Source organism: Pseudofrankia coriaricola, assembly GCF_032027725.1.
In the GTDB taxonomy this organism is placed as follows: Bacteria; Actinomycetota; Actinomycetes; order Frankiales; family Frankiaceae; genus Pseudofrankia.
In genome coordinates, this window is sequence record NZ_JASNFO010000116.1 from 1 (window position 1) to 11,695 (window position 11,695).

The 11,695-nt window shown below is 68.7% G+C and carries 7 protein-coding genes; 1 reads left to right on the forward strand and 6 read right to left on the reverse strand.

What is annotated here, in order from left to right:
* Nucleotides 1-36: 36 nt before the first annotated feature.
* The gene (locus tag QOZ89_RS41675; protein WP_312629699.1) at nucleotides 37-1,506 is read right to left on the reverse strand and encodes a hypothetical protein; all 1,470 of its coding nucleotides are present in this window, start codon (nucleotides 1,504-1,506) and stop codon (nucleotides 37-39) included.
* A gap of 217 nt (nucleotides 1,507-1,723) precedes the next feature.
* On the opposite strand from QOZ89_RS41675, the gene QOZ89_RS41680 reads away from it, so the two are divergent.
* A complete protein-coding gene (locus QOZ89_RS41680; RefSeq protein WP_312629701.1) occupies nucleotides 1,724-2,275 on the forward strand; it encodes an NAD(P)-binding protein in 552 nt (183 codons plus the stop codon).
* Nucleotides 2,276-3,144: 869 nt separating this feature from the next.
* Here the strand turns inward: QOZ89_RS41680 and QOZ89_RS41685 are convergent.
* From QOZ89_RS41685 to QOZ89_RS41705, 5 genes are all read right to left on the reverse strand, one after another.
* Entirely contained in the window at nucleotides 3,145-4,557 is a 1,413-nt protein-coding gene (locus QOZ89_RS41685; RefSeq protein ID WP_312629703.1) for a hypothetical protein, read from the reverse strand.
* A gap of 337 nt (nucleotides 4,558-4,894) precedes the next feature.
* Entirely contained in the window at nucleotides 4,895-7,399 is a 2,505-nt protein-coding gene (locus QOZ89_RS41690) for a hypothetical protein (protein WP_312629707.1), read from the reverse strand.
* 263 nt (nucleotides 7,400-7,662) lie between these two features.
* Nucleotides 7,663-7,827 (reverse strand): hypothetical protein, encoded by a 165-nt coding sequence (locus QOZ89_RS41695; protein WP_312629709.1) that lies wholly within the window; start codon nucleotides 7,825-7,827, stop codon nucleotides 7,663-7,665.
* Nucleotides 7,828-7,902: 75 nt separating this feature from the next.
* Entirely contained in the window at nucleotides 7,903-10,650 is a 2,748-nt protein-coding gene (locus QOZ89_RS41700) for an AAA family ATPase (protein WP_312629711.1), read from the reverse strand.
* 487 nt (nucleotides 10,651-11,137) lie between these two features.
* On the reverse strand, nucleotides 11,138-11,695 hold a 558-nt coding region (locus tag QOZ89_RS41705), incomplete at its 5' end, for a DUF421 domain-containing protein (RefSeq protein ID WP_312629713.1).

An 11,695-nucleotide genomic window follows, 5' to 3' on the forward strand; every position in this document is an offset into this window, starting at 1 on the left:
CCACTCCCGGTCACGCGAGTGTCCTCAGTATCCGGGTTACTCCTCGTCCTCGTTGTTCTTCTGCTCCTCAGCATCCTTGATCATCTGAAGGATGACTGCTTCGGCTGCCTCGGCGTCCAGCGGAGGGGTCTTCTCGCCCGGCGCCTGTGGGGTGAGGACGCGGTCGAAGAAGTCGTCGAGAGCGGCGGAGTCGAGGGAGCCGCCGGGGCTGGCGGTTTCGCGGAGGGAGCGTTCGATGATCGGGCGTGGGATGTTTAGACGCCGTTCGGTTTCGTGGATGGTGTAGGAGATGGCGCGTCGCGCGTGGGTGGGGCTGTAACGGATGAGCCATTCAAGGGTCTGTGACACGCCAGGGCCAAGCGTGTAGGACTCCGCTGGGAAGAGCCTGTCGGGGGAATCTAGTTCCTTGGATATGGCGAATTCGTCGACGAGTGCGTGGGCCATGGTCTGGGTAAGGTCGTCCCAGGGCACGATTTCTTTTCCGGTCATTTCAGCGGCGACGGTCCGGCCGAGCTCGTCGGCAAGGTTTTGGACCGCTTCGGGGGTGCGCCAGCGTAGTGCCCAGCGGCGGCGCCGGTCGGGGCGTTCCCAGAGGGCGGCGTAGAAGCTCTGGGCGAATCGGGTCCACACCTCGGTGATGCCGGCGGGTTGAGAGGCGTCGCCGCGGCGTACCGCGACGGCCTCGTCGAGGCCCTCGTCGGAGCGGCGGCGCTGTTCGGCCCATTCTTCGGCCACCGGGCGGGACCACAGCTTGCGGCTGCCGATGACGGCCTGGGGTAGGGGTATGTCTGCCTGGTCGCGGGTCAGGTAGGAGCGCAGGGTGGAGGCGGTGACGCCCACGGTGTCGGCGAACTCGGCGAGGCTGAGGAGCTGGTCGCCGGCGAGCTCAGGCGCAGAGATCCGCACGACGCTGCTGGTCAGGGGTCGGTCGGCTGAGCGGCTCCGTGCCCAGGCGGTGAGGTCGTCAAGCCAGCGCTCTGGTGGTGCGTCGTCGACGTTGACGTACTGGACCTTGCGGACGCGGGCCTTCGTCGGATCGCCGGTTCCCGCGGTGAGGACGTCGGCGGCGGTGATGGTCGTTGCTCCGGGGACCGGGCGGCGGACGTAGGTCTCGCTGGCGTGGTCCCAGACCTGGGAAGGCCGGTACCAGCTCTCGCCGTCCCACCAATAGCCGCCGGCGCGGAAGAGAAGCGCCGCGTCCCACTTGGCGTGCACGGCGGAGGCGTCCCCGTCGCGGTAGAGGAGCACGGTGCGGCCGTGGTCGGGGTGGTAGCGGACGCACCACGCCAGGTCGTGGCGGATCGGGTCCGTGGTGAACGCCATCCACCCCTTCCCCTCGCGGGCACGGTCCTGGCGGCCCCACATGTCGCTTCCGTCGTGGCGTCCGACGGTCTGGATGGCGTGGGGGTCGTCCAGCGGGATGTGGCTGTCGTCGATGAACGGCAGGTCAGGGACGGGGTGATCGGTGCGGAGGCCGTTGGCGACGTGCTGGGGGATGCGGACCATGGTGTAACGCCCTTCAATGAAAATGCTGGAGAGAGTTACAGCATATATGTCTCACGGAGTGCGTTGTCGCGGGAGTGCCTGGGGCGCAGGGTATCTGGCCGCGGTCAGGGCTGCGGGCTCTGACCGCCGCCCCCCTCGCGGGGTAGTCGCGCAGGTCACGCAGGTAGGCGGCTGATAGCCGAGGGCCCGCGGCGGCCGGCGACTAGATGGTCTGGGCATGGCCGGGTTGCCGGTGGCGGTGATCGGCGCGGGACCGCAGGGTCTCGCGGCTGGGACGCAGCTGCTGGAGCGTGGGCTGGAGCCGTTCGTGTTCGAGGCCGGTGACGGTCCGGGCGCGGCGGTGGCCGCCTGGGGGCATGTGCAGCTGTTCTCCGCCTGGCCCGAACTCATCGATCCAGCCGCAGCCCGGCTGCTGGCGCCCACGGGGTGGATCGCGCCAGCTGGGGGGGTATCCGACCGGCGCCGAGTTGGTCGGTTCGTATCTGGCCCGCTTGCCGAGGCGTTGGGCGAGCGGGGCCAGTACGGGACACGGGTCGTAGGGGTGTCCCGGCACGGTCTAGACCGGCTGGTCACCGCGGGCCGGGACGAGGCGCCGTTCGTCGTACACGCCGTCGGCCGTGACGGGGTGGAGACGCGTCACACGGTCCGCGCGGCGATCGACGCGTCGGGTACCTGGCGGCAGCCGAACCCCGCCGGCGCGGACGGCCTGCCCGCACAGATCGGGCCGCCGGCGACCGGCCGAGCCTTGATGCTGCCGCTCCGCCGTTAGACCGTTCGGCGCCGGGGGTGCCGGACCGCCGTGGATTCGCTGTCCGGCCACGGTAGCCAGGTGCGGACCCGTGCCCCGCGAGCCGAACACCGAAGATCTCACTCTACGTAGTCATTACACCATAGACCCGCAGCCGAGACCATCAGTCCTGCGGCTCAACCAGCCACCCAAAACAAGATCATTGTGGTCGGTGTGTGGTCGCGGAAGCGCCAGCGTGGGCCGGATCTAGCCGGCATCAAGCGGCACGGCGGCCCACGAAAACCTCTGCACTCATTGCATTTTCCGACCCAAGGCGGACCTTGACGACACGGCGCGACATCCGGTTTGGATGGCTTTTAACCGACGAGTTCAAGGTTCGAGTACCTGACGGCCCACCAAAGTACCCATGTTCGAACCCGACTGAGCTGCGGATTCTTTCTTTTGCGGCAATATGATCTCGCAGGGTAACGGCCCGTGCGGGCGTCGGTGGCGGTTGGTTAGGCGTAGCGGTTCGATCTCGAGTCGCGGGCGGCGTCAAAAGCGCGCGGGTTTCGCCGTCGAGGCGGACCCCGAGGTAGTGGTCGAGGACCTGCGCCAAAGGTGGGTGGAGATCGGCGTCGCCGATCCGATCGTCGATGATCCAGAATCGGTGAAACACGGCCTGGTTGGTTGCACCTTATCGGGTCGAGTGCCTCGCGCCTCCAGGTCAGCGACCCGACACCCACCGATGATCAAGGCCCTGGCCTAAGTCAGGTCGCCGCGGTCGGGCGCATCGGACAGGACGCGACAGCGCTGCGGTACTGACACCGGCGTACTGACTCCGTGGTACCTGAGACCGAGGATCCCCGCGCCAGGAGAGACAACCTGGCAACATCTGAACGTGATCGACGTCAGCGGACGAGCGCGGGCGCGAAGCGCAGCGCCTCGGTCATGGCTACTCCTGCCGTCTCGATCGCCTCCATCGCGCCCACCGATTCGATCGACGTAACACCGCCGCTGGAGATCAGTGCCAGGCCACCGAATGTCGCCTCTGTAGCGTTCGCCACAGCCACAGCCACAGCCGCGGCCGCCGACAGCGCCTCCGCGAGCACCGCCACGGCGATCGCGGCGACGACGATGGCGAGGATGATGCCCGCGGCCACGCCGATGACCGTGACCATCTGCTCCATCACCCGCTCCATATCGCGTTTCTCGGAGAGGGTGTAGAAGACGATGCCCGGCAGTCCGGTCAGCATGTACGGCGTCGCGACAAGATGCCCAAAACGCGTCCGGTCGTGACCGGTGAGCGCTTCCCATAACGGAATGGGTCCCAGGAGGTTGGCGGGGATGAACCCCGGCAGCAGGCGCTGCCCCACCTGCTGCGCCCCTATCTTGGCCTTCTCGTCATAGAACTTCGCCAGGTTGAAGTTGTCTACATACTGCCAGAGCTGCAGAACGCCTGCCTGAAGGGAGCGTATCGGCTTGATCTCGACGATCCCGCCGGTGGTGAAGTCGATGAGATCTGGCCGCAATGGTCTCTTCGGCGGGAGGCCGAGGGCAAAGGCCAGGGCGCCAAGTACGTCCGGTCGCTCCTCGATGTCCGGCGACTCGTAGAGCTGCTCGGGCGGCCGGCGGAACGCCTCGCCGGCGGCGCCATAGAAGACCAGGTTCTCGGCGACTACATCGTGGTCCATCAGGCCGCTGTCCTTGTGATACAGGTACCTGGCCTGCAGGACCGCGTGGACCGCGTTGCCAATCACGAAGGTCGAGCCCCTCCCGACGGGCTCCGCACCGAACCTATTTGTCCCCGGGGGGCACGTATGGAAGTCGTCCTCGATGTCGACGCCGCTCGCCGCGCTGGCGATCTGCGCCGCGAGCCAGTACCGCTGTGACCATACCGCCTCGTCGAGCGGCACGAAACGCTCGAATTGCTCGGCGTTTCGCCGGAGCTGGGGAGCGAACCTGAAGACATCGTGCGCGGTCTTCCGCCGCCTCAGAGCACTGTTGAAACGGCGCTGATCGAAGGGTCCCCTTACCGGTTCGCAACTCCGCTCGACCGCCGGGCGGCGCGCCAGCGGCCTCGGGGAGGACGGCGGAACGGACGGAAGGACGGCGGCGGGTTCGGATGAATGATCCCCCCGCTCACCGATCTTCGCCAACGCGGTCGGCCGTACCAGCCCGGCGAGCCTGCCCGCGACGGCGTCCCGCAGTTCCAGCGTGCCCCCGGCCTCCGCCGGGAAGCGGAACGCTCGTCGCAGCCCTTCCTCGGTGTCCGCTCCGCGTGGCCCGAGCGCCGTGCGAAGCTGCTTGGCGAGAAGGTCCACCTCGTCAGCGCTGGGTCCGTCGCCTGCCCCGGGTGCGCCGGGGAGCCGGCGCAGAATCTCCGCGCTGGTCCCCGACCACCACTTGTCGTCCACCGGCGGTCCTTTCCGCGTGGATCGGTCCTCGACGAAGCCCCCGGACTCCGCCTGCGTCACCTTCGGATCGGTGGGTGGCCGCGCGCCAGACGGAAGTCCCCTGAGCTGCCTGCCGCCGAACGGGCTTGCCCCCGTCGCCGTTCCCATCGCGTCAGCCTTTCTGCTCGACTCCAGTCGGCGGCGCGTCCAGCCGGCATCGCGGTTAGTCAGCATCGCGCCCAGTCCGCTTTGCGCGCTCGGGCGGTCAGACGCCGTTGACCGGCGCCAGGCCAGCGCCGCCTTCGGCGCCGGTCGGGGTAGCCGGCGGGTCACTGGCGACGTTCTCGCCGCTGCCTGGTCCCCCGGGCTTGCGGGTATAGGCGCCCCAGATCTCCTTGAAGACTTCAAGCGAGTGGTCGGAGCTGACCTTCGCCAAGCCGCTCACCAGGTCCAGCAGCCCCTTGGCATCTGGGAGTTGCAGTCCCTTGACGAGTTCCTTGAGTGTCTCGTCGCCTATCTTGATCATCGGTTCGGGAAGCTCCGGGATCTGGACCGGCTTCGGCTCGAGGTCGGACCTGACTACCTGCACCAGCGGGCTGGGGTCCTGGAAGCGACTCGCCAACATGTCGGCGGTGATGTCGGGGGCTCCGTCGGGGCACGGGCTCGTCTGCCAGTCCCAGAAGCGGGTGTCGTCGATCTTTTCGCACGCCGAGCAGGCCCCGAGCTGGGACTCGGCGAAGACGCCGGGCGTGGGCAGGGTGATGAGTCGCTCGTGGGGCTCGCCGGGGCCATATAGGCGCGTCTCCTCAAGGCCTTCGCGGTAGCGCACCGGCAGGTGCGACAGTGCCCGTAGCGGGAACGCCACGTAGTTTCCGGCTGTGCCGACCACCACGTTGTCGACGATGTCGGACAGGGCATCGCCATGCCCGTCCGTATGCCCCGCCAGCGACAAAAAGCGGAGCCCAGCGTCTCCTCCGCCGATGACCGCCGCGCTGTAATAGACGCGGTTGGCGTTCAGGTGAGCGAGCAGGCGCGACAGGTCGGGCGAGGTGGCAGCCGCCGCGGGGGTCGGCTTCCCACCGCGAGCCGTGATCTGGCGCACCACAACCCTGCCAGCCTCAATCTGGAAGCTTTCCACGAAGAGGATCTGGTGCCATGCCCCATCAGCCTCGGCCTCAACCACGACATCGTCGAGCAGAAGCGACGCCCTGGTCAGACCCGGCCCGGCCGCGAAGCCGACCCGGTCGATGTCTCCGATCGCTCGCGGCGGCGTCGCCGCCGTCACGGTCGCCGTGGCCGCGTAACGGTCGCGGTTTCCCGCGACATGAGTGACGGTCAGGCCCAGTCGCTCCTCGTCGACCATCAAATCTAGGTCGCTGGAGCCGATAGAATTAGTAGTCGAGGAGAAGTACGCGCGCAGCCCGGTGACGACCGCGGCCGGCGGCTTCGGCGTGCGACCCAGCCCTGGTGCCTCGGGCGGCGCCTCGCTCGCGCCCGGCGTGGCTACGCCCAGATAGGCATCGAAGACCCGTCCGAGAGTGGTGTCGAGGAGCGCGCGACGCAGAAGGTAGCCGTAACTGGCGAGCGTGGCTTCATCGAAGTCCATCGGCGTGAACGGCACCAGGACGACCGGCCGAATCCGCTCCACCTTCGTCGTCAGCAGATGGATCCGCAGCACTTCGTAGTACTGGAAGGTGACGGTGTGGCAGTGATTGTGGTTGCGGATCGCCCGCGTCCTCACCACGCTTTCTTCCTCCTGGGTGACCTCGGCCACGGTGAAGGAGCGCGTGGTGCGCACCGTGTTGGAAACCTGGTGGATGCGATCGTTGACGGCTCGCGACGCCGTGGTTGTGGCATCGATCGCTTCATGCATGCCGCTCAGGGCTCCCGAGACCCCAGCGCTGAAGGGGCCGATAGTCAGACCCAGGCCGCCGGCCACGGCCGACGAGTCGGCGTCCTTGGTCGAGATCAGGCGCACCGTCTCGTCGACGACCTGGTCACGGGCGATCGTCGAGTCCTGGAAGTGGTTCTCGTCCAGAGCGGTCTCCTGTGACGCATAGTCGCGGCGCCGCCAGTCGACCGAGGCGATCTTCGTCTCCTCGCACGGTGCCAGCGGGAGGCTGTACAGGAGGTCACCAAGGGCTTGTCCGTAGTCCCACCAGTCCTGGCGGAACTCCAGCAGGGCCGCGTAGCGCAGCGTCGCGCCGAGCGAGGCGGTAGGCGGGGCCGAGAAGTCGATCGGCGCGAGGACCGGGGCCGCCTGCCGGTCGCCCGACGTGTCAGTGAAGAACGCGAGCTGATTCAGGTAGAAGACCCGCGATGGGAGATCGACGGGTGCATAGGGGCTGCACGGGTTGGCGGCACGGGCGGCGGTCGGCCGGGTGAACAGGCCCGGCGTCAGTTTCCACGCGGCGACGAGATCCTTCTCAGGAACGACCAGCGGGTGCCTGGGAGCGACTCCCTCGCGCCCGGGCGGGGGCTGGTGGTCGACGACGAAGGTATGAGGTCCCCACAGAACCTCCCTGATCTCGGCGAGGTCAGGGAGACTGATCGGGTCGTCGTTGACGCTGAGCCGCAGTTCGTAGTGGCTTCCGGGATCCGCCGCCGGTTGTTCGAGCGGAATAAAGAACGCGCCGTTGGAGTCGGACACGGTGCTACCGAGCGCGCGAAGGCTACCCACCTCCCGCTTCGTGACCACCATGCCGACGCCCGCGGCGGGCTGGCCTGTGCGGTCAACGAGCTGTCCGTACGCGCGAAAATCGACCATCATGTCTCCTCACCAGCGCGGGCCTGTGGAGCCCGCAGGGCAGTGGAGCCGACCATCGCGCGCATGACGGCGGATCGTTGTCCGCGCGGATGTCGACCGGTCGTCCGTCGGATTAGTCGGTCGCGGCCGCGACGACGAGCACGATCAGAAAGGCGAATCACGCGCGTAGAAACACGAGCGCGAGTCGGTACGGCAAACGGGTCACAGAAAGCCACCGCACGCCGATCGCTCGAATGATGGCACCGGCGCGTTCACGGCGACTTTCCTCAGCCGTCTGCATCGCCTTTCACCGGATCGGAGCTCGGCGGTGGCTCGAGGAGGCGCAGGAGTTCTATCCAGCCCTTGAACGGCTGCGACTCGGTCGCGCCGTCCGACCTGACCTCCCCTTCCACAGCGTCGCCGGCGTGTCGGATTTCCACGATGAAGCGCACGTCGCCTCCCCCGGTACTTCTCCGGTGAGCAAGGACGTTAGGGGGTCGCACCCTGGGATCGCCTCAGGGACCGACCTAGGGTCCGCTTAGGTGCTGGGTGAGCCCGTCCGCGAGCTGGTCTCGGGAGGTGACCTGGAGTTTGGCGTACACGTGGCCAAGGTGGTATTCGACGGTCTTGACGCTGAGGACCAGCTCTCGTGCGGCCTGCTGGTTGGTCAGACCTCCGGCGACCAGTCGAGCGACGGCTTGCTCCTGGGGAGTGAGCCGGGTTCGATCCGCTGTCTGTCTACGAGTGGGTGAACGGCCGCAGGCGGCCAGTTCCCGCTCGCACCGCTCCTGGTACGGCCGCGCGCCGAGCCGCTCGAAGACCGCCTGCGCCGCCTCCAACTGCACGCCGGCCGCGGCGCGCTTGCCGGCGCGTCTCAGGAACGCGCCGTACGTCAGCTGGAGGACGGCGCGGTCGAAGGGCATGTCGACCCGCGCCGCGTGGTCCAGGCCGACGTTGAAGGCGATCGTGGCGGCGGTGGTGTCACCGCGGGCGGCGGTGAGGTTGCCGCGCGCCCGCGCCGCCGCGGCCATGGCCGAGCGTCGCTGGCGGCTGGCGGTCAGCGCTTCGAACTCACTGAGCACCGCCTCCGCCCGATCGAGGTCACCTACCGCTACCAGAGCGTCGACGAGCAGGTCCTGCCAGCAAATCACCCCGGGCTCTTTGATGCTGTCGCCGTGTTTCAGCTGCAGCAGCGGGTCGAGCACGGCAATGACGCCCTCGGGCTCAGCCCGGACCCGGGCCAGCTGCGCGGCGGCAGCCGCGGCGTAAGCGGTGGCGATGAGATTCCCCGAGGCCGCCGCCAGGGCACCCGCGGTCTCGGCGTGTACGGCCGCCTGCTGCCATTCGCCGCGCGCGGCGAGCAGCAGCGTTGCCGTCGCGTGGCATAGCGGCGCGAGCCAGGGTTGGTCCGCGTCCGTCGCGATCGACATCGCCAGGTCGTTGTGAACAACGGCGTCATCCCAGTGGCCGAGCCGATATTCGGCCTCACCTAGCAGGTCCGCGGCCGACAGCCGGAACACCACAGAGCGATCGTGACCGGTGGCGAGGACGCCGGCGAGGTCTTGGCGCGCACCGATGAGGTCGTCGGTCCAGATCCGCAGCAGCCCGCGGCCCGCCAGCGTGTCCAGCTCGCCGGCTGACGCGACCGCCGGGTCCGGCACGTCATGCAGCGTGGCGAGCGCCGCGTCAGCGTGCCCACTGATGCCCAGGCCGGCCAGCCGGACGAAGCGGAGCAGGTCGGTGGCGCTGTGCCTGGGCGCCAGCCGCAGCGCCAGGTCAGCCCACTTGACAGCGTTCTGCCCGCGGGCCTGCAGGAGGCACAGCGTTGCCATCTGAGCGGCGACCCGGGTGGCAAGCGCCGGCTCGGTGCCAGCGTCGCAGCGCCGCCAGGCGTCGCGCAGCAGGGCCTCAGCCTCGGTGAAACGGCCAGCGACCAGCGCCAGGCGGGCCAGGACGTAGCTGCGCCATGCGGTCGGCGAAAGGGCATGCAGCCCGACGCTTACGGCCGCCGAGTCGACGATGTCGCCCGCGAGCAGTCGGCACTCGGTCGCCTCCACGACGAGCTGCTCGCGGTCGGCTCGGCTGGGGGTGAGCCGGGCAGCCGTGGACAGGTGGTTGGCAGCCGCCGCGGGGGAACCGGCGACCACCTCTCGCCGCCCGAGCTGGGCTAGGTCCGCGGCAAGCGCCGCGTCCGGACCGCTGGCCGCGGCGGCGCGGTGACGAAGCCGGGTCGCCTCGTCCTCGGCCAGGCCCGCCGCCCGGGTGTGCAGTCCAGCGCGGCGGGCCGGGCCGATCTGTTCGAAGACCGCGGCACGGACCAGGGGGTGCGCGAACCGCACCGCTCCACCGTTGGGCTCCTCGACGAGCAGGCCAGCCGTGATCGCCTGCTCCAGGGCGGGCAGCGGCTCATCGAGTTGCGCGACCCCGGCCGCCAGGTGCAGCGGGAAGCGGGTGTCGAGCACGCTGGCGGCCGCGACCAGTTCCTGGGCTTCTGCGCCACAGCCGGCCAGCCGGGCGACTACCAGCAGCGCGAACGAGCGGGGCGCTGGCAACGGCACGTCCGGGTTGTCAAGGGCATCGGCAGGGAGCTGCTCGAGAAGAGCACGTGCATGCAGCGGGTTGCCGTCGGTGTGCGCGCGCAGCCGCGCCGCCGCCCGCGCGGACAGTGGCCCGACGCCGGGCCGGGTGCTTAGGGAGCGCAGCTCATCGGCCTGCAGACCCCCGAGGGACAGCTGCAGAGCATGGCGCCGGTCGGTGAGCAGGCGGCGTAGGCCCTCCGGCAGACGAAGGTCGGACCTATCGCGGCTGATCACCAGCGTGAGCACCCGGTCGGCATGCAGCCGACGCAACGCGAAGGTAAGCGCCACTAGCGACGGTTGGTCGGCCCAGTGCGCATCATCGACCACGAGCACAACCGGCCCCGGCTGCTGCAACTTACCGAGCATGTCGATCAGCGCGGCACCGGCCACCAGCGGGTCTACTGGGCTGTCGTCACCCTTGAAGGCCGCGGCCGAGGGATCAAGCACCGCGGCCGGGACACGGCTGACCAGCTGGGCGACAACACCAAGTGGCAGGCCACCCTCGCTCTCCTCGCCGCTTGCCCACAGCACGCACCCTTCGCCAGCCAGATCCAGGAACTCGTGGACCAGCGCAGTCTTGCCGATCCCCGCCGGCCCCTCCACCAGCACCAGGCAGGACCGGCCCGCGCGCACCTGCTGCATCAGGAGACGAAGGCGGGCGAGTTCGGATTCGCGGCCGACGAACGCTGGCTGCATGAGTCAGCCAGCGGCCCAAGAGCCAGATCCGGCCCGCCTGGCGCATCTAGGTCCATGGGCGTCACGCTGTGCAATGCCATACTGCACGGCGCCCTTCGGAACCTCCCGGATGTGTCTCGGGAACCGGATCTGAAGCTCGAAGGACTTCGGCAACAGGGCCAGCCGAGCCGCCATGGACTTGTTCCGCAGCAGCCGCCGGATCTCGTCCATCAACGTCCAGCACTCGAGCAGCCTCTCGGCAATCCACTCGCGCCGCACCAACGCCCCCCGTCGTCGCACATCCCGCGATCAGGCGACAGGCTATGGCCACAGCTGGCATCACCAGGGCACTTTGCACAAGTACTGTGTGTTACGGACGCGTCAAAAGGCCTACGTGCTCTCGGCCGAAAGTCAACAATATCGCCGACCTGCGCTGATGCAGAGGCTGCGGGGAATCGGCGCCCGAGCTGGTCCGGTCCGCTGCGCCGCGGTGTCGCGACGGCGTCGGTCACCGCAGGGCCGACTCGATCGCGTCCAGGCGGGCGTCCAGGTGGCGGCGCACGGCGTCCAGGTCCGCGCGGGAGGCGTTCTGGTCGCCGGCCTTCAGCTCGACGACGATCGCGCCACCGGGAGACAGCGTCGCTGTGGCGACCTCGGTGATGTCGTCGGCACCCTGGTTGCGGATCGCCCGTTCCAGGTCGCCGCGACGGATACCCTCGTGGCGCAGCGTCGCCTCGTCGAAATGGCCGTCGTGCGCCAGCACTGTCGGCGTGCCCTCGAACAGCCGCTCGACCGTGGCGTTGCGGCGCAGCCAGCGGACGACGACCGCGTTCACGGCGAACAGCGTGACCGCTCCCAGCACCCCGCCCCAGAGGCTGTTGTCGGCCCCGATGATCGCGTTCTGGACGACGTTGGAGACGAGCATCATCACCACGAGGTCGTGACTGTTGAGCTGGGCGAGATCCCGCTTACCGAACACCCGGATCAGCAGGCTCAACGCCGCATAGACGGCAACGGTCCTGATCACCTTCTCGGCGACGGGCACACCCATCGTGAACAGGTCCGA